Consider the following 21,589-nt stretch of genomic DNA (forward strand, 5'->3'; position numbering starts at 1 on the left):
CGAAAGGTCTGGGGGTCAAACCCCCTTCCTAAGGTATTCGGCGTACTTGACAAGGCCCGCCATGGCCCTGACTCCCCTCTCGGGGGTCGGATAAACGGGAACTCCCTTCTCCTCAAGGATTCTGGCGTAGTGATCGGTCTTCTTACCACCCATGGCAACGGCAACGATGGGCTTGTCGCTCTTCTTCTGGTACTCGGCGAGAATGTCGATTATCTTCTCCTCCTCGAGGAGCGGAACCTGGAACAGGACGATTACCACTATTGCATCGACGTTCGGGTCGTTCACGAAGCCCTCGATGGCTATCCTGTAGCGCTCCGCGTCGGTGTCCCCAACCACGTCGGTGGGGTTGCCCGGAACCGCGTGCGGCGGGAAGTTCTCCCTCAGGAACTTTACCGTCTCCTCGCTCAGCTCGGCCATCTTGAGGCCGAACTTGGCAACGGCATCGCTGGCCATGACGCCGGCTCCACCGCCGTCGGTGATTATTCCTATCCTGTCGCCCTTCGGGAGCTTGTCCTTGAGCGCGGCGAAGGCCTTCGCCAGGTCGAACATGTGCTCGAAGTCCTCGGCACGGATTATTCCGGTCTGCTTGAAGACAGCATCGTAAATCGTGTCCGCTCCGGCGAGTGAACCGGTGTGGGAAGAGGCGGCCTTGGCCCCGTACTCGGTCCTTCCGCTCTTGAGAGCTATGACGGGCTTAACCCTGGTTATCCTCTTGGCGCTCTCCATGAACTTCCTGCCGTCCTTGACTCCCTCGATGTAGAAGGTAACGACGTTTATGGTATCGTCGTGAATGAAGTAGTCCATCAGGTCCGCATCATCGACGTCGAGCTTGTTCCCGTAGCTGACCATCTTGCCTATGCCTATACCCGCCATCGCGGCCCAGTCGAGCATCGCAGCGGCGAAAGCACCGCTCTGGCTGACGAAAGCGATGGGCCCGCTCTTTGGCCTGTCCATCTTGCTCTCCGGCAGGAAGACCGTGTCAACGCCGGTGTCTGGAACGTAAACGCCAACGCAGTTCGGGCCGATGATCCTTATTCCGTTCTCCCTGGCTATCTCAAGAATCTCGCGCTCCAGCTTCTTACCTTCCTCGCCGAGCTCACCGAAGCCGCCTGTGATGATGATGACGGACTTTATCCCCTTCTTTGCTATCTCTCTCATTGTATCTGGAACGAACGGGGCCGGAATTGAGATAACCGCCAGATCTGTGTCATCGGGAAGCTCATCAATGGTCTTGTAGACCTTGTATCCATCAATCTCATCGAGCTTCGGGTTCACCGGGTAGATGTTGCCCTTGAAGATTCCGCGCTCCTTGTTCATCTTGAAGTTTTCGAATATGACGTTTCCAACCTTACCCTTCTTGTTGGTTGCACCGATGATAGCGACCGCCTTCGGGTCGAAGAAGGGCCTCATTTCCTCAACTATCTTTTCCGCCATTGCTATCCCTCCGCCAGAAACTTCTCCTCGGGGAAACTTCAGTTTGAATGTATAAAAGAGTTGCGTTTTGTAAAATCTGAACCCTAGTGAACTCAAAAGTCCATCAATGCAGGTTTTTCAGGAATTCGAGGCCTTTTCTGGCGGATTGCAGGTTCCCTACTTCGAGGGCCCAGGTGGTGTCTGGAAGTCTCGGAACCAGGGTCTTCCAGGGTACCGTTCCTTCTCCCGGCGCCAGGTGCTCGTCGCTCTTTCCGGAGTTGTCGTGGAGGTGCAGGTGGATTATCCTGGTGCCGAACCTTTCGAGGAAGCCGGAGAAGTTGCCGGTTGTCGTGTTTAGGTGGCCAACGTCGAAGGTGATCCCGATTTCAACGTCCCCGATGACCTCCGCCAGCCTCTCGCACGTCTGTGCATCGAGAATTGGAAAGCGCGGCATGTTTTCAACGCCGATCCTGACCCCGTATTCCTCCCCCCACCTCGCTATTCTCCGCAGGGACTCCCTGTGTATCTCCAGGTACTTTCTCCTGTTCCTCACGCTCACCGGCGAGCAGTGGCCGGGGTGGATTGTAACGACGAGGGCGTCAAGCTCAGCCGCCAGCACTAAGGTTTCACGGATTATGCCGAGCGAGGCCTCTCGTATCCTTTCGTTGAAGGAGGCGAGGTTGAGGTCGCTGAAAGGAGCGTGGAGGGTAACCTTTAACTTGTGGGCTGAGAAGGCCTCCTTGAAGGTGGGGAGGGTCTCTTTCGTTAGGTAATGTGGCCACTCGCTTACGAGCTCGACGAAGTCGAAGCCAAGGGCCTCAACCTGTTCCAGCCACTCGTCGAAACCCTTCAGCGTTTTCTCCCGGTAAGCGGTCATCGAAAGGCCGATCATGCTCCCACCATCAGCTTGGCCATCAGCACGACGTATATCGTCCCGAATATGTCGCTGTTGTTGGAGATGAGCGGAATGGCCACGTGGTCCGGGTCGATGTTCTTCTGGAACAGGAAGTAGGAGATCGCGTAGGAGTAGAGCATTATGAAGAGCGCCATGAAGGGGTAGGTGAGCACTATCCAGTAGACCGTCCGGGGAACTCTCGCCCCGGTCGTGAGAGCCATCAGCGCACCGCCTATGAGGACCTTGGTGAGTCCTATCACCGGGGCGGTGGTGAAGAGGGCCAGTATGTCGGTGAAGGCCTTCGGACAGAGGAAGCCCTCTATCTCACCGAGGTGGAGCTTAGTTGAGGTCTTGGCGGCTATTATTGAACCGTAGTTGCCGAAACTGCTGAGGAGTGAGGGGTAGATGAAGCTCAGTATCACGGAGGCCTGTATCACACCGCTGAACTTCGCCAGGAGCGAGCCAGAGACGGTGGAGAGCAGTGCAAGGCCGGTTATAGTCAGGAACACCTGCTTCAGTTCGAGGAACTCCGCCTTTCTGACTCTGCTCACCGCGGCGACGACGGCGAAGAGGACTATCATGGAGTAGTTGAAGAGCCTGAAGGCTTCGGGGGATTTCTCTATGAGGAGTATGAAGAGCACTAAAGAGGGAACGGTTAGAAAGTCGCCCATCGAGGCGACGAGCGGAGCGGCTACGCTGTCAGGGTCGGTGCCGCGCCTGAAGGCGAAGATGGTGACGAATGAGGTGAAGTATCCGAGGATGAAGGAGACCAGTATCGTCGATGTGACGACTATGAGGAGGACGTCGAAGGCATTCTTCTTTATTCCGATGGCGACGCCTATGGCCCACAGAAGGAAGATCGGAATGAGCGAGATGAGCATTCTGAGCACTATCTCCTTGAGAACCTTCCTGTCACGAAGGGAAGGCTCAAGGTCACCGAGGTAGAGCATCGTGGAGAAGCGGGAAGCCATCGAGCCGAAAACGTTCCCACGGAGGCCCATCATGCCCGGCAGAACCACAAGAAGGCCGGGAAACTGGGTTCTTATGGTCTCAAAGTACTTGCCCAGAAAGGTGCCGCCGAATAGGCCGAATATCTGGGATGTAAACAGGGACGGCAGCGTGACCCTGTAGGCTTCCTTGACCTTCTCCCTCAGCTCCTCCCTGACCTCCCCGCCGATCACTGCCATCACTCTCCATTGCCCTCACCCCGTGGACGTTGGCCCTTGCGGGTATTAAACTTTTCGAAGGCGAAAACTAAATAAGATTTCCCTCCCTCCCCACATCGGTGAGAGCCGGGTGGAAGAGTGGGACGAAATCGAGGTTCCAAGGAACGTTAAGGACATTTTCATCGAGATGAAGAACACCGCCGAGCTGATGGTTGACCTGGCCTACTCCTCGATACTCTTCAACGAGGAGGAGATGGCCGAAGAGGTGCTTGAGCTTGAGGAGTACCTCGACCTGCTCAACTACCACCTCATGGTTCACGCGGTTTTGGCGGCTAGAAGCCCCAAGGAGGCCGAACAGATAACGTCCATTCTCCACATGGCCCACGCCATAGATGACATGTCCAACGCCGCCGCAGACCTGGCGAAGATGGTTCTGGAGGGAGTTGAACTTCACCCAGTCATAACCGAAGCAATACTCGGGAGCGAGGAAATAATAGGCAAAATCTACGTTTCGGCCGATTCGATACTGGTGGGCAAAACCCTGGAGGAGCTGGATTTGGCCACGAACACCGGAGTATGGATAGTCGCGGTGAGAAGGGGCAAGCGCTGGATTTTCGACCCCGACGGGGACTTCAAGATATTCCCGGGGGACATACTCATAGGAAGGGGAACGAACACCTCCATAGACTACCTCAAGGAGATAGCCAGGGGCAACATCAAGGTGATGGGCAATGAGTGAGCTTGAAGAGATTAGGAACTGCCTCATAGAGATGAAGGACCTCTCATCGCTCATGGTTGATCTGGCCTTTTCCTCGGTGATGTACAACAGCGAGGACATAGCGGAGGAGGTTTACCTGCTTGAGGAGCGCATGGACGAGCTGACCCTCAAGGTCAAGAAGCTCGCTCTGATGCTTGCCAAGAGGGAGGAAGACCCGCTCAAGCTTCTCAGCGTCATAGATATGGCCGAGATAAACGAGCAGATAAGCGATGCCGCCTACAAAATATCCGACCTCGTGCTCCGCGACGTTGAGCCGCACCCGATAATCCGGAAGATAATGGAGGAGAGTGAGGAGGAACTCGGCAGGGTGACGGTTCACAGGGGCTCTGTTCTTCACGGCAAGACCCTCGAACAGCTCAAGCTTCCCAGCAAGATAGGAACCAGGATTCTGGCCATAAAGCGCGGGAGCAGGTACATCTACAACCCGGGACGGAACGACGTCATAAAGGAAGGCGACGTGCTCATAGCCGTTGGCTCCGACCTTGACAGGCTGAGGAAGCTGGCCGGCGAGGAAGTGGAAGAGGAGGAGTGAAAGGCTTTTATATCCCCCGTCCATAATTTCCTCCATGTGGGTTGGAAGAAGGCACGTCCTTTCGATGGTTCTGATTCTCCTAACGGCGGTCGTTGCTTATGCCCTCCACTGGCTCCACCTCAACCCCGTCGCATATCAGGGCGGTGGGGAGGAGTTCCACCTCCAGGGCGAAGTCCTGGTCATCAACGCCTCGACCTTCCCTGCGAGAATCGACAGGTGGGCGCTGATAGGGGCACTGAGGACTTCCTGCGTCGAGACCGACGTCAGGGTTTGCCTGGGAATCAGGCTCTCCGGGCGTAGGAACGTCGCTGGCACTCAGGTCCGCATCTCGGCCCCGGTGACCGTCGAGGCCTTGCCCCTCAACTCCTCTGTCCAGGTCACACGGGCGGAGGTTAAGGTACTGGCGTCTGGCAACACCTGGCTCGACGACGTGGTTCCCGACGACTTCGTGGGGTTTCCCGTTTTCAAGCCCCTCGACGGGCCGTTCCTGGTGGAGGCGAGGCCCTGCGGCGACCCCAACGAGGCCGGTTGCATCGTCGCCATACCAACGGAACCAGCATGGGGGAAAAGGCTGCTCTTCGAGGCGTGGCCAGACTTCACGGTGAACGGGAATCCACCTGCGTACTCCGGGAATGTTACCTTCGTGGTCATGGTTGAGTACGAGGTCAGGAGGGGCAGTTTCACCGCGGAGAAAAGGGAGGTGGGGCTGGAGTTCCCCCTGAGGTTCGAGCTTCACGACGTCGGCACGGGCACTACCTGATGTCCCCGTTCCCCACTAATCCCTTCGCGTAGGGACACAGCTCCCTCAGCGGACAGGAATCACACTTCGGCCTTATGGGGTTGCATATGTTCTTTCCGTGGTCCACCATAGCGTGGTTCACGTAAATCCACTTCTCCCTGGGGATTAGTTCTCTCAGGTACTCCTCGACCTTCTCAGGAGGAACCCTCGGTGGAGCCAAACCGAGGCGCTTGCTTATCCTGTTCACGTGGGTATCAACTGGGATAGCCTGCTTCCCGAAGCCGTAAGCTAAAACGATGTTGGCGCACTTCCTTCCTATGCCCGGCAATTTCATGAGCTCATGAATGTCATCGGGAACTTTCCCGCCGTACTCTTCGAGGATTATCCGCGAGGCCTTAACGATCCACTCCCCCTTTGTCTTCCAGAGGCCGACGCCACGCTCCCTCAGAAAGCGCTGCATCTCCTCGACCGGCGTATTTGCTATAGTCTCGATGTCGCGGTACCTCTCGAACAGCTCCCCCCAGACGCGGTAGGTAACCTCATCGCGCATGCGCTGGGAGATAATGCAGTGAACCAGAGTTCGGTAGGGGTCACCGATGAGGAGCCTCTCCCTCGGGTAGGTTTTCATCAAAATCTCGACGATTCTCCCGGCCCTTCTCCTCTTCTCCTCCCAGGTTTCATCGAAGGTGAAGCCCTCAAGGCTTAACGAGCCTGATTTTGTTCCCGCCATGGATTATCACCACTGTTCCTTTGGAGACCCTAACTCCGTTAAGTTCCTCGAACTCGTCGCTATAAATCTTTTGCCCGGTGTGGTTCAGAATTAGAACCTTTCTGCCGAGCACAACGACAAAGCCGCCGTCGAAGGGAACAACTTCCCTCACCGGCTCGTCGAACTCGAAGTCCAGAACCTCCACGTCCCCCCGCGAAAGCTCTATCTTCGTCCCCCTGCCAACCTTTAGAGGGCTCGGCTCGGCAAGGAGAACCTTGAAGCGCAGTGGCTTTCCGAGGAGTTCAACCTCAACCTCTTCTCCAGTCCTTAGCTCCCTTCCCATTAGCTTGTCCTTTAATATCTCCTCGAAACCAGGGGGTAGCTCGGCGTCGAAGAGGGGCTTCAGGACGACCCTCATCACCATCACCCCGCGATGGACTTCTGGTGGTAATAACGTTATCGCCCAAAGCTTTATAAACCAATGTATCTAGCGATATATCGGTGAAAGCAATGGAGAGACCTAACTTCAGGGGATACATGAAGGTACTTATCCTCGACCTCCTCCGGGAGCCGATGCACGGCTACGGGATAATGGCGGAGCTGGAAGGAAGATACGGCATGAAGCTGAGCGCCGGAACTGTGTACCCTATCCTTGCCTCCCTGCGGAGAAGCGGCCTGATTGAGGTGACCAGCAGGGGTGAGAGGGAGAAAAAGACCTACGTGATCACCGAGAAGGGGCTGGACTACCTCGCGGAGCACGCTGATGATCTCGCCGAGGCAAAGCGCAGGATGCGCGCCTACAAGGCGTTCCTTGAGCTGGGAGGCGACGAGCTTAGGGCGGCCTTCAAGGAGCTCTTTGAGTCCGTGGACGAACTGACGGACGAGCAGAGGGCGAGGATCAGGGAGCTTTTTACCGGCTGCGCGAGGGAGCTGAGGCTGATTCTTCTTGGAGGTGAAAGGTATGAACGCGATTGAGGTTGATAATCTCGTGAAGAAGTACGGGGACTTTGAAGCCGTTAGAGGGATATCGTTCAATGTGAGGCGGGGCGAGATATTCGCCTTCCTTGGCCCGAACGGGGCAGGAAAGACCACAACCGTCCACGTCCTCACGACGTTGCTGAAGCCGACGGCCGGGAAGGCCATAGTCGCCGGCCACGACGTCGTCAAGGAACCGATTGAAGTCAGGAGGAAGATAGGGATAGTCTTCCAGGACCCGAGCGTTGATAGGGAACTTACCGCCTACGAGAACATGCTCATCCACGGCAGGATATACGGCGTTGAGAACCTGAAGGAGAAGATAGAGCGCCTCCTCAAGTTCGTCGAGCTGTGGGAGTTCAAGGACAGGCCTGTTAAGACATTTTCTGGTGGAATGCAGCGCAGACTGGAGATAGCCCGCTCGCTGCTCCACGAGCCCGAGATACTCTTCCTCGACGAGCCGACCATAGGTCTTGACCCGCAGACCCGGGCGCACATCTGGGACTACATCAGGGCCATGAAGGAGGAGCACAACATGACCATCTTCCTCACCACCCACTACATGGACGAGGCCGAGCAGCTGGCCGACAGGATAGCGATAATGGACCACGGTGAGATAATCGCCGAGGGGACCGCCGAGGAGCTCAAGAAACTCGTCGGCAGCGACATAATCTACCTGAAGCTCCAGAGCCCCAGGGAGGAACTCAAGTGCCTCAAGGCGGACTTCATCAAAGGCTGCAAGGTGCTCCCGGACGGGAGGATCAGGCTGGACGTGGACAACGCGGCAGAAGCTCTGCCAAAGCTCTTCGAGCTGGCTAAGGAGAACGATGTCAAAATCCTCGAAGTCACATACCACAGGCCGACGCTCAACGACGTCTTCCTGCACCTCACAGGCAGGGAAATCCGGGACGAGGGCGGAGAGCAGAGCGTGGCGAAAATGATGATGAAGGCTCGCATGAGGAGGTGATTGTATGCAGGTCTTTTTCACCATGATATACCGCGAACTGAAGCGCTTTTCCCGCTCACGGGCGAGGGTGATAGGGAGCATAATCAACCCGCTCATCTGGCTCATCTTCTTCGGCAAGGGCTGGGGCGGGGTCTTCGACAACCCCATGGCGGCCCCGATATTCGGCGGCGTCGACTACATGACCTACCTGGTGCCTGGAATAATAGCCATGACGGTCTTCAACATGAGCTTCATGCAGGGCATAACGCTCATCTGGGACAAGCAGTTCGGCTTCCTGAAGGAGATTCTCGTCGCCCCCGCAAGCAGGACGGAGGCAATACTCGGTAGAATCACCGGGGGAGCGCTCATGGCCATGATACAGGGCGTCATAATCCTGGCACTCAGCTTCACGATGGCCGACCTCAGGGTGAGCGGAATCCTCCCCGCGCTGGGCCTGAGCTTCCTCGTCGGGATAGCGATAGCGGGCATGGGTGTTGCGATAGCGCTCAAGATGACCAGCATGGAAGGCTTCCAGATGATAGTGACCATGATAATGCTCCCGATGACCTTCCTCAGCGGGGCGTTCTATCCAATAAGCACGATGCCCGAGTGGATGCAGTGGCTGGCAAAGGTGAACCCCCTCACCTACGCTGTCGACGGCTCCCGATACTACCTTGCCGGCGTCGAGCCGACCTTCGGAATCGTCACCGACTGGGTGGTGCTAATAGGCCTCGCCGCACTCTTCGCGGGGATTGCTGCTTTGGGCTTCAGGAAGGCCACGATAGACTGAGCGGGACACGAAATCTCTGGCCACGCCCTTACTTTTCTTTTCCATCTCCCTTTTGTAGCACATGTTGGTCTGTGGCTGTCAGTATTTCAATTTTCAATCGAAATCTTTTTATTCTTTTGCGTTCTAAACCTTCCGATGCGGAATGAGTGAGGTGATCCTCCCCACTTTCATGCTTGTACTCGGCGTTTCGGTCTTCGGCGTCTATCCCTTCCATCTTTTCAGGAAGGGACGGCTCTCCCTGGAATCGCTGGTTGTGTATCTGGCATTTATGGCCTGGGTCGTGACATTATCCATCGGAGCAATTCTTGACAGCGGTCTCCTCATAATCGGCTCGTTTGGAATGCTGCTGCTTACGGCCGGTCTCGCTCTCGCGTTCCGAAAGGAGATGCTGAGGGACTCTTACTCCGTCGAGGTCTCACCGGAGGAGCCCCTCAGGCTACACTGGCTGGTAACGCTCAACTCTTCCTTCTGGGTGTGGTTGGCCTACCGCAGGGGCTCAACGCTGGCGGCGGCCCTCAACGTCATTATAACGTACCTGGCCGTCGTGGCAACGCTGTTCCTCCTGAACCACTTTCTCGGCGGCCATTTCCCCCTGAAGTCCTTCGCGGTGGTCTATGCCGTCATCATGCTCTTTCATTTCAGGGGCGTTTATCGGAGGCTCTACGAGAAGACCGGTGTGGACTGAGCGCGGTAGCCTTAAATCCCCCAAGCGCGTACTGCTTCCGTGGGTTCAATGGCTGGAAGGACGGAAGCTGAGGGAAAAGTACCCGGGCGGGAGGAGGTTGAGGGGCTCGAAGAGGCCCTTGGCATAGCGGACCACGTCCACAACATCTTCGTGATGGCGCTGATAGTTTCCACGATAATTTCGGGGATTGTGTGGGTTTACGAGAGGCTGGTTCTCTCAAACTCCATCCCGATGCCGCTGGAGATACAGGCGATGGTGGTCTTCCTCGTGGCCTTCGCCGCGACCTTCTACATCACCAACGCGAGGAGAATGAGAAGGGGTTACCTCATCGCCGGCGCATTCCTCCTGCTTCTTGCCCTCTGGGGCCTTGAGGCCGTCCTCGCGGGGGTTGAATCCGTGGAGGAGAGGGTGCTCATAGCCGCTTCCTTCGCCCTTGGAATCGTAGGTCACGTTCTCTACTCGAACAGAAGGTTAATGGAGAGGGTGGAATGGTTCCTGATGCTCCTCCTCGCGGGAACACTCGCGGTCGTTCTCCTCGTCTGGCTGTTTACCCTTTGAGAAGGCCCTTGAAGCGCTCGTAGCTTTCCCTGAATGCCTCAAGGACTGGAAGCTTCTCCCCCGCGAAGAAGCTCAGCATCGCGCCACCGCCGGTTGAGACGTGGCTTATCCCGGTTATGCCGTACTTGTAGATGCTCGCTATTGAGTGGCCACCACCAACGACGCTGAAGGCTTTGCTCTCGCCTATCGCCCTGAAGACTCCGACCGTTCCAATTGCGAACTCTTCACGCTCGAAGACACCCATCGGCCCGTTGGCGACTATTATCCTCGCCTTCATGAGGACCTCTCGGTACTTCTCCACCGTTCGCGAGCCGATGTCGAGGATCGGATAGCGGTCGAAGAGCCACTTCTCATCGCTCAGGAGGTCCACCTCGACGCGCTCACCCCTGTAATCTACGGCGAAATCAACGGGCGTTCTGACCTGCGGATAGAACTCGTCGAGGATTTTTTCAGCCCAGTCCACCAGCTCCAAGAGGCCCTTCCTTTCCATGAACTCGAGGTTGGCATCGCCGAGGTTGAAGCCCTTGGCGAGGGTGAAGACGTGGCCGACGAGACCGCCGGTTAGAATGAGGTCCGCCTTTTCCCCTCTCAGAACGTTCTCTGCAACGCGGAGGGAATCGTCCACCTTTGCCCCGCCGAGGACGTAAACCCTCGGCTTCTCCTGGGTCTCGTAGGCCTTTGTGAGCGCCCGTATCTCCCTTTCCATGAGGAGGCCCATTATCATCGGCTTGAGCCTTGCGAAGCCCACCAGCGATGGCTGGCTCCTGTGGGCGGCGGCAAAGGCGTCGTTCACGACGTAGTCGATGAGCGGGGCAAGCTTCCTCACGAAGAAAGTTTTCTCACATTCCTCAATCGGCTTGTATTTGATCTCCTCTGCAGAAAAGCGGAGATTTTCGAGCATTATGGCCTCCCCGGGTTTAAGCGAGCTTATCTTCTCTCTCGCGTACCTCCCAAAGATGTCCTCGACGTACTCCACCTCCTGCCCGAGGAGCCCGCTGAGTATCTCGGCGTGCTGCTCGGTGGTAATGTAGTCCCCCTTGTACGGCTTGCTCTGGTGCGTCCCTATGACGAGCTTGGCCCCACCCTCAAGGAGGTACCTTACCGTCGGGAGAACCGCTCGAAACCTGGCGTCACTGATGATATTCCCGTCCTTGACGGGGGAGTTCAGGTCGGCCCGTAGAAAGACGGTTTTATCGTGATAATCGAAGTCGGTGAGCCTGAACATTCCATCACCATCGCGGTGTTAAATTGTGGAGTTAAAAAGCTTATTTTGAACACCTGCGGTGATAAGGCCGTTCCGGGGAAAGAGATTTATAAAATGAGCACGATAGGGGGGTGATGGTAGAGTTCACTTTCATGGGTGAGACTGATGCCGTGGAGTCCCGATTTAATAAGAACTGCCTCTAGGGAAACGCTGATTGAGAACGTGATAGAGCTGCTGAGGAGAATGGGCTTCAGGGAGTACGAGAGGGTCGCCGGCAGGAAGGAATGGGGAATCGACGTGGTGGCGATAAGGGACGACCCTATAGCCGGAATGGAGAAGGTGGTTCTTGCGCTCCACCCAAAGGGCTTGGCGTCTTCCAGGGACATCAACGTTTTTGCAGACCTCGCTGACAAGTACAGGGCTGACAAGGGAATACTCATATCTCCCGCCGGCTTCACCAAGGACGCCAAGGTTCTCATCTCCAGGGAGTACCGGGGGCGGATAGTCCCGTGGGACGGGGAGAAGCTGGCCTCGCTCTTTAACAACTACGGCCTTGAACCCCCCGAGGAACTGGTCAGAGAAATGGCGAAAGCTCACGAGAAAAGTGAAGACACTCCCATAGAGGAGTTCGAGCTGGACGCTCCCCTGCTCCACGACTTCTCGCCGGAGGAGGTCCTCGAGAGGGTCGCCTCCTTTGCCGCCTCACGGTACCCTGTGAAGCCCGGGGAGATAGAGCTTGAGTCCGTTTCCGTGACCCTCTCCAGCGCCTACATTTTCTCCTGGTCGGTGGAAGGTGAGGAGGAGAAGGACAAGGCCGTGGTGTTCTCGGACGAGGACATTGTTCTCAGAGCCACCCAGGATAAGAGGCTGAGCGTTCCGGTTACAAAGGCTCTCCTGAACGACCGCTCCATCATAAGGGCCACCGAGAGGGAAGTGGAGGTCCCGATAAGCCCAAGCGAGGCCGTCTTCGTTCTCAAGGCTGCCGCCGCGAGGGAGCTCGGTGTTCCGGAGGGGAAGATAACGATACACGAAAGGAAGAAGGTCTACGTTCCCAAAACCACCAAGCTCTCCATCAGGGCGGGGGAGAACAGGGCGGAAGCGCTGGTGAACCTCGAGACTGGAGACGTGGAGCTGGAGATGGAGCCCCTCCCCGATGGGTACTTCATTGAGAGGGTTCGCAACGAGGTCCTCAAACAGACTGGGGAGGGTGTGAAGGCGTACGAGCTCAGGAGGGTGAACGGAAAGGTCAAGATAACCGGGACGACCGAGAGGTTCTCCTTCGAGGCTTCTTTCAACGCCTACACGGGCAAACTCCTCGGAATGGAGGTTATAATGAGCGATGAGGCCCTGGAAGAGCTCCTCAGGAAAGCCTACCCCGATGGAAGGGTGCTTAACCTCGAGAAGGGCAAGAAGGCCGCGGTGGCGGATATCCTGCTTGAGGACGGGATAGCGGTCGTCAGCGTGGACCTCACCACTGGAGAGTACAGGGAGGCGAGAAAGCTACCCTCGCCGGAGGAAGCCTCCGAGAACGCCAGGGCGGTGATAGAGGGCAACTTCCCCCTCAGGAACCTGGAGATGAGCTCGTACCGCGTGCTGGAGCACAAGTACCTCGAGCTGATTCTCGAGAGCGCCGATGGAAGGGCGGTCGTCAAGGTGGACGGCTCGACAGGTGACGTGCTGGACTACCTCGTCGAGGTGACGGCGGAGAGGGCCAGGGAGATAGTCTCGGGGCGGTACGGGGACTTCGAGATAAAGTCGGTTGAAGAGGACGAGACAGAATACAGGGTCACCGCCGAGAACGATCGCCATATAGTAACCGTCAGGGTTAGCAAAGATGGAAAGCTGATAGAAGAGACCGACCGCGTCCTCAGGGGGGAGCTGGCGGAGAAAATCGCGGTGGAGAAGGCAAGGGAGATAGACGAAGAGGCCACGGTCAAGTCCCTTGCCCTAAGAGAGAACTGGGTGGCGGAATTCGCGGGGAGGACGAAGGTCGGCAGGATAGTTCTCCACAGGACGACCGGCGAGGTTATCGAAAGCGACGTCCGCTTCACCGAGATGGCAATAAAGGAGGGCTACCTCAAGCACGTGGCCGAGAAGTACGGGGAAGAAAACCCCACCGTCGAGAGGCTCACCCTCTACGAGGAGAAGGGCTACGTCCACGTCAAAGTGGCCGGTAAAGAGACGCTCTACTACGCCAGGATAGACCTCAAAACGGGAAAGATAACAAGCGAGGACAAAGCCCCTGCGAAGGGGCTAACGGCGAAGCTCAAACAGCTCCCGCTGGAAAACAAGTACAAGTGATTAGGCCATCAGCATGCTCTCTATCATTCTTATTGCTTCCACTATCTTCTTCTCAGGCTTTTCCTCGTTCCGCGGTATCTCCAGGTTTATGACGAGCCGCTCCTCCTTGTTCTCCTCAAAGTCGTATATCTCCAGCTCCTCCACCTCGACGTCCTCGAAGATGCTCTCGAGCTCTGGGCTTATTATCTTCTTGTCGTTGCCGTAGACCTCGACCCTAACAACGTCGTCGGTGGTTGATGCAACGACCACTATCTCGTAGGAGCCGACTTTCTTCACGAAGCGGAGGGCGCTTCCGTAGCCTTCAACCTCCTCCTTAAAGCCAAGCTGGCGCATCGTGCTCCTTATCGCCTCGGTCTTGCTCTTTATCCTGTTGAGCACCCTCTCGCGGAGCCGGTAGCTCTCGAAGAGGGCCTTCTTTATCCCTTCGCCGGCCTCCTCAACCGGGCCTTCCCATGTTCCTATTATCTTGATGCCCGAGGAGGTGGGCTTGAGCTCTATCTTAATGGAATCGACGTCAAAGTCTCGCAGGTCGTCTATTTTAAGCTCGCTGAGGGTGAGGATATCAAATTCAATCCTCACGATGTTACCAAAGGCCTTGCCCTTGAACTTCACCTTCACCACCATGGGGGGCTTATGGGGACGGTTTAAAAACTCTTCCCCGGGAAGGAGGGCTTTGGAAAACGAAAGGTAACGTAAAAAAGAGATGGAAGGCTTACTTTCTCCTCCTGAGAAGAGCCGGGAGGAGTGCGAGGCCCACGAGAGCCGCCGGACCGCAGGTGCTTCCGCCCTCGCTGGTCTCGGTCTGGCTCGGGCTGCTGGTGCCAGTGCTTCCGCCAACGGTGTAGGTGGTCTCGCCGGTGTTGCCGTAGAAGTCGGTCGCGATCACCTTGATGGTGAACTCGCTTGCATCAACGCCCGGGATCTCGGTGTAGTAGGTGGCCTCGACCTCTGCCGGCTTCATCGAGAACGCCGGGTATTCCGCCAGAACCTTGCCATCGCTGATTATCTGCACCTTCATGTCCCTGATTCCGACGTTGTCGCTGGCGGTGACGTAGACCTTGAACCTCTGTCCCGGCCTGGGCTTGCCCGGCATGAGGTAGCCTACCTTAACCTCGGGCCCCTGGGTGTCGGCTTCCTTGACGACGGTTATCTGGCTGACGCCGGCCGGGACGGTGACGTTGAGGAGCATGTAGTAGGTTCCGCCGATTTCCCTCTCGCCGAGGACGGTGTAGGTTATATTGGTGTGTTCCGGATCAACCTTGGCTCCCGCGGGTATCTCGAGGACGAAGGGCCCGCTGACGGCCTCGCCAAGCTCGTTCACGAACTTGACTGCAGTCCCGTCTTCACCGTTCTGCCTGTAAACGATGAACTTCTGCGGTATCGGGAGGGAGCTTATGCCCTCGTGAAGGACGTCGCCGGCGAGCGGGAACTTCACGGTGCCGTTTTCATAGACGTAGATGACCTGCGAGCCGTACCAGCTCGGGGTGGTGTAGCCCCTGCTCTGGTCGGCCTGGCTCGGCGGGTTGCTGGTCTTGTCCGGGGCGCCGGTGGTGGTGACGGTGTAGAACCAGTGCTCGTTGCCCTCCCTGTCGATGTAGAGGACCGGCTTGTCCCTGTGAATGTGTCCGGCAAGGACGAGCCTGACGTTGTACTTCTCGACGAGCTGGAGGAAGGTTCTGGCTATCTCGTCGTACTCGCCGTTCTTACCTTCCCAGTCCCAGCTAACGTATTTGGTCAGGGTCTGCCAGTCACCGTCATCGAAGGCGGTGTAGCCCTTTATGGTCCCGCCCCACTTGCCGTCGGGGGTGCTGTACCAGAACGGGTGGTGGACGAGGACTATTGGTACCTTGTCAGGGTGGCTCTTTAGCACGTTTTCCATCCACTGGAGCTGCTCAAGCTCGGGGTGCCTCTCCTCGCCCCTGCTGTCCAGACCGATTATCAGAAAGTCGCCTATGACCTCGTAGAAGTACCTAGGCCCAACGTACTTGTTGTAGTAGGTCGGTGGGTGGTCGTGGTTGCCCTTTATGCTTATGAAGGGCGTGCCTGCGGCGGTGCCGTGGAGTATTGCCTCGTCCAACATCTTGTAGCCCTCGCTGTCGCCGTTGGTATCGACGTCGTCGCCCGTGCTGATTATGAGGTTGATGACGTTCTCACTCTGCAGGCCAGTCATGGCGTAGTACGTCATAAAGCTGTCGGCGGCGGTGTAGCTGTGCATCGCGTAGGGGTGGTCGCAGTACTGGAGTATCTCTGGAATGCTCTTCTGGAAGTAGTCCCCGCAGACGAAGCCCATCTTGGAACCGCTGGTGACGTGAAGGTCGCTGCCGTGGGCTATCCTGAGAACCGTTGGGGCGTCCTTCATGACCCACACGCCGTTGGGTATCGTGACCTCGCCCCTGTCGCTCTTGACGACGAGGAAATACACGTCCGGAACCGCGTCCTCCGGTATCTTGGCCTTGATGATGCCGTTCTCGGTGCCGACGATTTCAAGGTCATAGGGTCCGTGGAGTATCGAGACTATCTGGAGGGACTGGATTGCAACGCCTTCCGCTGGCTGGATTTCAACGACATCTCCTGGTTTCCCTATGGCTGGAACTCCTGGCAGGGGCTGAATCAGAACCTCCCCCGGAGCCACCGAGCTCGAGGCGGCCCAGACCGTGCTCACTGGAACCGCCGCTATGGTAAGCAGGGCCACCAAAAGGGCCATAAGCTTGCCGGCCTTCATGGTACCACCAAGAAAAGCTGAAATAAATCGGTTATAAGCTTTCCCTACCCACCTTCGTTCAGTGCCGCCATCATAGCCTCAGCCAGCTCCAAGCTTCCTCCGAACCGCCTGTATGAGGAATAGTTCGTGACTATCCTTTCGCGCAGCTTCTTGGCGACATCAATCTTCCCGTTCCTCCTTGCTACCTCCAGTCTGGTGAAGTCCACGGCCATCTCGAGGAGATGGAAGTCCGCCCTGCTGAGGGGCATTGGGGGTAAGACTCCAGCGATGACCCCCGCGGGTTCCAGGGAACATTTCATCACCGTCGCCTTTCCGAGCTCGTCCTCGTGGGGCTCTTCCCGCCACTTAACCCTTCCGTAAACTCCAGGTAGGGTTTTTATCCAGCGATAACGACCGTTACCTTCGAACTCCAGCTTGACGGGAACGTTCAGGGCCAGCTTTACAATAAGCTCGACATCGTTGGTGACCTGTAGAGAGGCATACGGGTGTTCCTTTAGCTCACCAGCGCTCTTTCCACCGAAGAGCTTGAAAAACAGCCTCTCTCCCTTCCTCACGATCCCTACTGGGGTGACGTTTGATTTCGTGACCAGGAGAACCTCGTAAACCTGGCCCTCCCGGAGGAACTCCAAAAGCTCCATGCCACCACCTGGGGATAATTAAAAAGAGGGGTTTAAAGCTGCTGCTTTGGAAGGACGATTATGTCGTCCCTCTCAACGTAGAAGGTCACCGGCTGGGTTGGCCTCAGGCCGGCAACTTCCCTGTCGCTTATCGTTCTGGCTATTATCCTGGTGTCCCCGAAGAGACCGACGACCTCGATGAAGAAGCCGTAGTATTCAACGAGATCAACGGTTCCTGTAAAGGAAACTGCATTCTCCACCGGTTTGAGTTTTATCCTCTCTGGCCTAATGACTATGACCACGTCGTCGCTCTTCTCGGTGTAGTAAAGGCCGTCGAGTCTTATTCCTTCGAACTCAACGGTAACGCGGTCACCGTTCCTCTCGACGACCTTCGCGGGAATGACGTTGGTCTTACCCATGAAGCTGGCCACGAACTCTGTCCTCGGACTCTCGTATATCTCCTTCGGCGTTCCGACCTGCTCGACGGTTCCGACGTTCATGACGGCAATCCTGTCGCTTATGGCCATCGCCTCCTCCTGGTCGTGGGTGACGTAAATCACCGTTATGCCGAGCTCGCGCTGTATGCGCCTTATCTCCGAACGCATCTCAAGGCGGAGCTTGGCGTCGAGGTTGCTCAGCGGCTCGTCCAGGAGGAGAACCTTCGGCTCGACGACGAGTGCCCTCGCTATGGCAACGCGCTGCTGCTGACCTCCGGAAAGCTGGGTCGGGTAGCGGTCCGCAAAGCCCTCTAGCTTGACGAGCTCGAGTGCCCACTGGACCTTTTTCTTTATCTCCTCCTTTGGAACCTTCCTTAGCTTGAGGCCGTAGGCGACGTTGTCGAAGACCGTCATGTGGGGCCAGAGGGCGTAGTTCTGGAAGACGAGCACCGCTCCGCGCTTGCTGGAGGGGAGGTAGGTGACCTCCTCGTCGCCGAAGTATATCGTCCCGCTGTCCGGGAAGTCAAGGCCGGCTATGATCCTCAGCGTCGTGGACTTTCCACAGCCGCTCGGTCCGAGCAGGGTGAAGAGCTCCCCCGCCTTTATGTGAAGGTTTATTCCTTTGAGGGCAACGGTTTCTCCAAAGGTTTTGACGATGTTTTCGAGTTTGACATCAACCATCTCAACCACCTCATGTGAGACCTATGAAGGAGTACTTCTGCTTGGTTATAAGGTTCGCAAGGACTATGGCGATTATCTGGACCGTCATCAGGAAGACACCCAGTGCCGCGGCCAGGTTGGCACTTCCAACGGCACTTGTCATGAGCTCCACCATTCTGGCCGTTATCGGATAGTAGTCGGGGTTAATGGAACCGAGGGTGATACCCACGCTGGTCTCGCTCATACAGTAGACGAAGCTCAGCATTGCACCTCCAAGGAGGTTGAGGAGTATCAGCGGTATCAAGATGCCCGTCAGTGCCTTCCACCTGCTGGCGCCGAGGTTTAGGGCTGCTTCTTCAAGGGACACGTGGACCTGTTGGATTCCTGCAGAGATTGAACGCGCCGCGAAGGGGAGACGTCTTATCGAGTAGGCCAGTATGAGCACCATGGCCGGGTTGAAGCCCAGCAGGTTGGTGGGGTCGAGGGGCGTGTTCGGGAACACCTTGGCAAAGAAGAAGAAGTAGCTCATGGCTATGACGATACCTGGGACGGCTATTGGTATGGTTGAGAGGCTGTCGAGTATCGGACCGAGTTTGCTCTTCTTGAACCTGCTGGAGGCGTAGGATGCCGTGAGCGATAGCAGTATGATGACAATAATGGCCGCCGTCGAGTACATTACGCTGTTTATGATGACCCTCTCAATATCTGGCTGGGTTATGATGCTCTGTATGTGGGCGGTGGTGAAGCCCCGGGGCCAGGTTCCTGCCCAGCTCTCGCTGAAGGCCAGCATCACGACACCGACCTGTGGGAATATTGATATCAGGAGTATTGGGACGACGACAAAGTATATCAATGCAGCCTGCCAGGTCTTTGGTTTGGCAACCCTAGGCTTCCACCTTCCGCCCTTGCTGAGCATTGCGTACTGCCTCATGCTGACGTACTTCCTGATTCCAAGGAACATTAGGATAGCTATGGTGAGCATTATGAGGGCCAGCGCGGCGAGCTGTGGACTGCCAACGTTGAAACCGCTGGTGAAAGCGCTGTAAATCTGGAAGGACATGAGCTTCCTGGCGAGGGGATTGCCCTGAAAGACTATCGGCGCGGCAAGGTCCTCGAGGCTGAAGATGCCGACGAGGGTTGCACCGGCCGCTATTCCCGGAAGGGCAAGCGGGAAGGTGACCGTCCTAAAGAGGTGGAATCCCCTGCTTCCAAGGTTCTCGGCCTGCTCCTCCAGCGTTGGATCGATGTTGATGAAGCTCGCGTAGGCGTTGAGGTAGACTATCGGATAGTATGTCAGGGTCTGGGCGATTATGACGCCGACGAGACCGTCTATGACCACCCTGTGAGGGAATATATGGAGGGTGTCGTAGAATATCCAGTTTATTAGGCCGTTGGGGAGGAACATCTTCTTGACGATGAAGACGTTGACAAAGGGCGTGACGAGGAGCGGGACGAAGAGGAGTATGCGCATGATGTTCTTGCCCGGAAAGTCGTAACGTGCCATGACAAAGGCGAAGATGGTTCCGAGTATAGTCGTCAGTATCATGACGCTTATGGCAACTATTATTGAGTTGAGCACCACTCCGAAATCAACGCCCTGAATGTAGTATATCTGCTCCCCGTTGGGCATAGTGACGAGCTTGGCGAAGTCTCCAGTGGGCCAGCTGATGTAATAGTCCGACGTCAGGATGCTGGTGAACCAGTGGAGAGAAAAGTGGCCGTTGTACTCGAATGCCACCGCCAGCATCGCCAGCACTGGGATCACGAGAAACGCTACCAGATACAGGAGAGGGAACAGGAACGACGCTGCCACAACGGGATCGAACAGTGGGGTTCCGAAGAGTCTCTCGCTCCACTTGCTTACCCGCATTGAGCATCAACCTCCGCTAGCCTTTACGACAATACCAGCCACTCTTTGTTGGTCGAGAGCGGGTCTATTTAAATATTTCCGAAAACCGCTTGATTTGTCCGTTTCCAAAAAAGGGTTCAAAAGAGAAAGGAATCTGCAAGAAGTTATCAATCAACCGGTCATACTCTGGAGGTCCTGGAGTACCTTGTCGTACTTGTTGCCTGCCGCCTGGCGCCACTCCTGGACGAGCTGGTCCTGGAAGTTCCTGTCCTTCACGATCTTGTCGTTTATCTTCTTGGCATACTCCTCGGTGAAGGTGACGGTCTGACCGGTTTCGGGGTCCTTGAACTCTATCGGGGCGGTAAGCTCTGCCTTGAGCTGCTCGAACTGTTCTTTGGTTATCTTACCGTCCCTGTATGCCTGGACTATTGCCACCCACGCGTCGTGGAGCTTCTGGTTCGGATCTACGAGGGTGGCCTTGAAGTAGTACTGGACGGCGCTTATGGTCTCGAGGGCGCGCTTGTCGTCAAAGGGTATTCCTTCAGCGTTTATGGCGTCCTGGTAGGCCTTCTCGAGGGCGGGCCTGGCCTCACCATAGGTCTTGCCCTCGTTCTCGCCCTTGAAGATGACGTCTGCGTAGGGCTTGGTGATGGTCATTTCGAATATCTGCGGGTTGATCGGGAGCCTGTTAACGTCGGGGCTCATCCAGACGGCCTGGCCCTCGGTGAGAACCCAGTAGATGAAGGCCTGGGCCGCCTCGGGGTGCTGGGCGTTCTTGAGGAGCGCTATCGGGTCGCCGTTGATTATGCTCTCCCCCTTCGGGACTATGTACTGGCAGTCGGGGTTCTGCTGCATGGCTGTGTAGCCGTAGAAGTCGATGGTGTTTCCAGCCGCTATCTCACCGTTTATAACCGCGTCCCTGACGGCGTCGCTCTGCATGTAGACCTTGGAGTTGGCCGCTATGAGGGTCATTATGCGCCAGCCCTCCTCCCAGCCGAAGGCCTGGAGGATAATCTGGTATATCCTAGTGTTGGAGGTACTCCTTGTCGGGTCTGCTATGCCGTACTGGGGCGGGTTGAGCGCCCACTCCTCGCTTGCTATGTTCTCCCACTTCTGTGGAACCGGGAGGTTCCACTTCTCAAGCTGCTTCTTGTTCACGGTGAATCCGAACGACGAAAGGGCCGCGGCGATCCAGTAAACGTTGTCTCCGTCCTTCCTTATCATAGGCATTCCTGCCAGCTCGGTCGGGATCGGGTCCCCGATGAGGCCGAGAACCTTCTCGTCGGTTATCGGCGCGAGGTAGCCGGCCTTGTAGAGGTCGTCGAAGAGTGTAGGCCCTCCACCCCAGCCGACGTCAGCACCTTTCTCGATGTAGCTCGGCCAGAGGCTCTCAGGGACCTTGATGAACTTGAGGTCCACGATGTTGTACTGCTTGGCGATGTCACTCTGGAGGAAGGTCTGCTTGACCATATACTGTATCGTCGCGTCGTGCCTGGTTATGACGACGAGGGTTATTCCTGAAGTTTCGCCGCTTCCGCCGCTTATGCAACCGCTGGCAACAACACTAAGGGCAAGGAGCAGGATAAAGCCGATTGCCACGGGCTTCTTCATGG

Annotated in this window: 21 protein-coding genes; 9 read left to right on the plus strand and 12 right to left on the minus strand. The window is 56.6% G+C overall.

The genetic code is table 11. The annotated features are described in order from the left end of the window. Positions 1–15: 15 nt before the first annotated feature. From E3E27_RS00715 to E3E27_RS00725, 3 genes are all read right to left on the minus strand, one after another. Positions 16–1,434, minus strand: coding sequence for an acetate--CoA ligase family protein (locus tag E3E27_RS00715; RefSeq protein WP_167773104.1), 1,419 nt, complete (start codon positions 1,432–1,434; stop codon positions 16–18). Positions 1,435–1,537: 103 nt separating this feature from the next. Then, entirely contained in the window at positions 1,538–2,305 is a 768-nt protein-coding gene (locus E3E27_RS00720; RefSeq protein WP_240910629.1) for a sugar phosphate isomerase/epimerase, read from the minus strand. Then, positions 2,302–3,495, minus strand: a complete 1,194-nt coding sequence (locus E3E27_RS00725) for a magnesium transporter (RefSeq protein WP_167773650.1) — start codon at positions 3,493–3,495, stop codon at positions 2,302–2,304. Before E3E27_RS00725 ends, E3E27_RS00720 begins: the two co-directional genes overlap by 4 nt. 109 nt (positions 3,496–3,604) lie before the next feature. Between E3E27_RS00725 and E3E27_RS00730 the strand changes: the two genes are divergently transcribed. From E3E27_RS00730 to E3E27_RS00740, 3 genes are read left to right on the plus strand one after another with little or no spacing between them, the layout of a single operon-like run. Beyond that, positions 3,605–4,213: a potassium channel family protein gene (locus tag E3E27_RS00730; RefSeq protein WP_014789498.1), complete on the plus strand. Its 609-nt coding sequence runs from the start codon at positions 3,605–3,607 to the stop codon at positions 4,211–4,213. Next, positions 4,206–4,784, plus strand: coding sequence for a potassium channel family protein (locus E3E27_RS00735; protein ID WP_014789499.1), 579 nt, complete (start codon positions 4,206–4,208; stop codon positions 4,782–4,784). The genes E3E27_RS00730 and E3E27_RS00735 overlap by 8 nt, the downstream gene beginning before the upstream one ends. A gap of 34 nt (positions 4,785–4,818) precedes the next feature. Next, positions 4,819–5,544 carry a hypothetical protein gene (locus tag E3E27_RS00740; RefSeq protein WP_167773105.1) on the plus strand — a complete coding sequence of 242 codons (726 nt, stop codon included), beginning with the start codon at positions 4,819–4,821 and terminating at the stop codon, positions 5,542–5,544. Here the strand turns inward: E3E27_RS00740 and nth are convergent. Both nth and E3E27_RS00750 read right to left on the minus strand, forming a co-directional pair. Next, positions 5,537–6,253: an endonuclease III gene (gene nth / locus E3E27_RS00745; protein ID WP_167773106.1), complete on the minus strand. Its 717-nt coding sequence runs from the start codon at positions 6,251–6,253 to the stop codon at positions 5,537–5,539. The two genes, E3E27_RS00740 and nth, sit on opposite strands and share 8 nt — an antisense overlap. Further along, positions 6,219–6,650, minus strand: a complete 432-nt coding sequence (locus tag E3E27_RS00750; RefSeq protein ID WP_167773651.1) for an ATPase — start codon at positions 6,648–6,650, stop codon at positions 6,219–6,221. The genes nth and E3E27_RS00750 overlap by 35 nt, the downstream gene beginning before the upstream one ends. Before the next feature lie 92 nt (positions 6,651–6,742). On the opposite strand from E3E27_RS00750, the gene E3E27_RS00755 reads away from it, so the two are divergent. The 5 genes from E3E27_RS00755 to E3E27_RS00775 all read left to right on the plus strand — a co-directional run bounded on the left by E3E27_RS00755 (position 6,743) and on the right by E3E27_RS00775 (position 10,186). After that, positions 6,743–7,207, plus strand: a complete 465-nt coding sequence (locus E3E27_RS00755) for a PadR family transcriptional regulator (RefSeq protein ID WP_167773652.1) — start codon at positions 6,743–6,745, stop codon at positions 7,205–7,207. Continuing rightward, positions 7,194–8,174, plus strand: coding sequence for an ATP-binding cassette domain-containing protein (locus E3E27_RS00760; RefSeq protein WP_167773107.1), 981 nt, complete (start codon positions 7,194–7,196; stop codon positions 8,172–8,174). Before E3E27_RS00755 ends, E3E27_RS00760 begins: the two co-directional genes overlap by 14 nt. A gap of 4 nt (positions 8,175–8,178) precedes the next feature. Next, complete coding sequence (locus E3E27_RS00765; protein WP_014789505.1) at positions 8,179–8,943, plus strand: ABC transporter permease; 765 nt, start codon at positions 8,179–8,181, stop codon at positions 8,941–8,943. 142 nt (positions 8,944–9,085) lie between these two features. Then, positions 9,086–9,628, plus strand: coding sequence for a hypothetical protein (locus E3E27_RS00770; RefSeq protein ID WP_240910630.1), 543 nt, complete (start codon positions 9,086–9,088; stop codon positions 9,626–9,628). A 48-nt stretch (positions 9,629–9,676) separates the two neighbouring features. After that, positions 9,677–10,186: a hypothetical protein gene (locus tag E3E27_RS00775; RefSeq protein ID WP_167773654.1), complete on the plus strand. Its 510-nt coding sequence runs from the start codon at positions 9,677–9,679 to the stop codon at positions 10,184–10,186. Here the strand turns inward: E3E27_RS00775 and E3E27_RS00780 are convergent. Then, positions 10,176–11,411, minus strand: coding sequence for a phosphoglycerate kinase (locus E3E27_RS00780; RefSeq protein ID WP_167773108.1), 1,236 nt, complete (start codon positions 11,409–11,411; stop codon positions 10,176–10,178). The genes E3E27_RS00775 and E3E27_RS00780 overlap by 11 nt on opposite strands. A 144-nt stretch (positions 11,412–11,555) precedes the next feature. Here E3E27_RS00780 and E3E27_RS00785 point away from each other — a divergent pair, with 144 nt between their 5' ends. Then, the gene (locus E3E27_RS00785; RefSeq protein WP_167773109.1) at positions 11,556–13,691 is read left to right on the plus strand and encodes a restriction endonuclease; all 2,136 of its coding nucleotides are present in this window, start codon (positions 11,556–11,558) and stop codon (positions 13,689–13,691) included. Here E3E27_RS00785 and E3E27_RS00790 read toward each other — a convergent pair whose 3' ends face one another. The 6 genes from E3E27_RS00790 to E3E27_RS00815 form a co-directional block, all read right to left on the minus strand. Then, positions 13,692–14,315, minus strand: coding sequence for a hypothetical protein (locus E3E27_RS00790; RefSeq protein WP_167773110.1), 624 nt, complete (start codon positions 14,313–14,315; stop codon positions 13,692–13,694). An 88-nt stretch (positions 14,316–14,403) separates the two neighbouring features. Beyond that, positions 14,404–16,413, minus strand: a complete 2,010-nt coding sequence (locus E3E27_RS00795) for a metallophosphoesterase (RefSeq protein WP_167773111.1) — start codon at positions 16,411–16,413, stop codon at positions 14,404–14,406. Positions 16,414–16,457: 44 nt separating this feature from the next. Continuing rightward, a complete protein-coding gene (locus E3E27_RS00800) occupies positions 16,458–17,051 on the minus strand; it encodes a DUF447 domain-containing protein (protein WP_167773112.1) in 594 nt (197 codons plus the stop codon). Positions 17,052–17,083: 32 nt separating this feature from the next. Next, a complete protein-coding gene (locus E3E27_RS00805) occupies positions 17,084–18,148 on the minus strand; it encodes an ABC transporter ATP-binding protein (RefSeq protein ID WP_014789513.1) in 1,065 nt (354 codons plus the stop codon). A 10-nt stretch (positions 18,149–18,158) separates the two neighbouring features. Then, positions 18,159–19,997: an iron ABC transporter permease gene (locus tag E3E27_RS00810; RefSeq protein ID WP_167773113.1), complete on the minus strand. Its 1,839-nt coding sequence runs from the start codon at positions 19,995–19,997 to the stop codon at positions 18,159–18,161. Between the two features lie 150 nt (positions 19,998–20,147). Beyond that, positions 20,148–21,587, minus strand: coding sequence for an ABC transporter substrate-binding protein (locus E3E27_RS00815; RefSeq protein WP_167773114.1), 1,440 nt, complete (start codon positions 21,585–21,587; stop codon positions 20,148–20,150). Positions 21,588–21,589 lie beyond the last annotated feature (2 nt).

This window comes from Thermococcus sp. MV11, from assembly GCF_012027285.1.
Classification (GTDB): Archaea; Methanobacteriota_B; Thermococci; order Thermococcales; family Thermococcaceae; genus Thermococcus; species Thermococcus cleftensis.

What these genes read in the sequence shown, in the direction of transcription:
- E3E27_RS00810 (WP_167773113.1), bottom strand. Translation starts at nt 19,997, where the DNA reads ATGCGGGTAAGCAAGTGGAGCGAGAGACTCTTCGGAACCCCACTGTTC.
- E3E27_RS00775 (WP_167773654.1), top strand. Translation starts at nt 9,677, where the DNA reads ATGGCTGGAAGGACGGAAGCTGAGGGAAAAGTACCCGGGCGGGAGGAG.
- E3E27_RS00805 (WP_014789513.1), bottom strand. Translation starts at nt 18,148, where the DNA reads ATGGTTGATGTCAAACTCGAAAACATCGTCAAAACCTTTGGAGAAACC.
- E3E27_RS00790 (WP_167773110.1), bottom strand. Translation starts at nt 14,315, where the DNA reads ATGGTGGTGAAGGTGAAGTTCAAGGGCAAGGCCTTTGGTAACATCGTG.
- E3E27_RS00760 (WP_167773107.1), top strand. Translation starts at nt 7,194, where the DNA reads ATGAACGCGATTGAGGTTGATAATCTCGTGAAGAAGTACGGGGACTTT.
- E3E27_RS00815 (WP_167773114.1), bottom strand. Translation starts at nt 21,587, where the DNA reads ATGAAGAAGCCCGTGGCAATCGGCTTTATCCTGCTCCTTGCCCTTAGT.
- nth (WP_167773106.1), bottom strand. Translation starts at nt 6,253, where the DNA reads ATGGCGGGAACAAAATCAGGCTCGTTAAGCCTTGAGGGCTTCACCTTC.
- E3E27_RS00750 (WP_167773651.1), bottom strand. Translation starts at nt 6,650, where the DNA reads ATGAGGGTCGTCCTGAAGCCCCTCTTCGACGCCGAGCTACCCCCTGGT.
- E3E27_RS00795 (WP_167773111.1), bottom strand. Translation starts at nt 16,413, where the DNA reads ATGAAGGCCGGCAAGCTTATGGCCCTTTTGGTGGCCCTGCTTACCATA.
- E3E27_RS00800 (WP_167773112.1), bottom strand. Translation starts at nt 17,051, where the DNA reads ATGGAGCTTTTGGAGTTCCTCCGGGAGGGCCAGGTTTACGAGGTTCTC.
- E3E27_RS00755 (WP_167773652.1), top strand. Translation starts at nt 6,743, where the DNA reads ATGGAGAGACCTAACTTCAGGGGATACATGAAGGTACTTATCCTCGAC.
- E3E27_RS00785 (WP_167773109.1), top strand. Translation starts at nt 11,556, where the DNA reads ATGCCGTGGAGTCCCGATTTAATAAGAACTGCCTCTAGGGAAACGCTG.
- E3E27_RS00740 (WP_167773105.1), top strand. Translation starts at nt 4,819, where the DNA reads ATGTGGGTTGGAAGAAGGCACGTCCTTTCGATGGTTCTGATTCTCCTA.
- E3E27_RS00715 (WP_167773104.1), bottom strand. Translation starts at nt 1,434, where the DNA reads ATGGCGGAAAAGATAGTTGAGGAAATGAGGCCCTTCTTCGACCCGAAG.
- E3E27_RS00720 (WP_240910629.1), bottom strand. Translation starts at nt 2,305, where the DNA reads ATGATCGGCCTTTCGATGACCGCTTACCGGGAGAAAACGCTGAAGGGT.
- E3E27_RS00770 (WP_240910630.1), top strand. Translation starts at nt 9,086, where the DNA reads ATGAGTGAGGTGATCCTCCCCACTTTCATGCTTGTACTCGGCGTTTCG.
- E3E27_RS00780 (WP_167773108.1), bottom strand. Translation starts at nt 11,411, where the DNA reads ATGTTCAGGCTCACCGACTTCGATTATCACGATAAAACCGTCTTTCTA.
- E3E27_RS00725 (WP_167773650.1), bottom strand. Translation starts at nt 3,495, where the DNA reads ATGGCAGTGATCGGCGGGGAGGTCAGGGAGGAGCTGAGGGAGAAGGTC.
- E3E27_RS00765 (WP_014789505.1), top strand. Translation starts at nt 8,179, where the DNA reads ATGCAGGTCTTTTTCACCATGATATACCGCGAACTGAAGCGCTTTTCC.
- E3E27_RS00735 (WP_014789499.1), top strand. Translation starts at nt 4,206, where the DNA reads ATGAGTGAGCTTGAAGAGATTAGGAACTGCCTCATAGAGATGAAGGAC.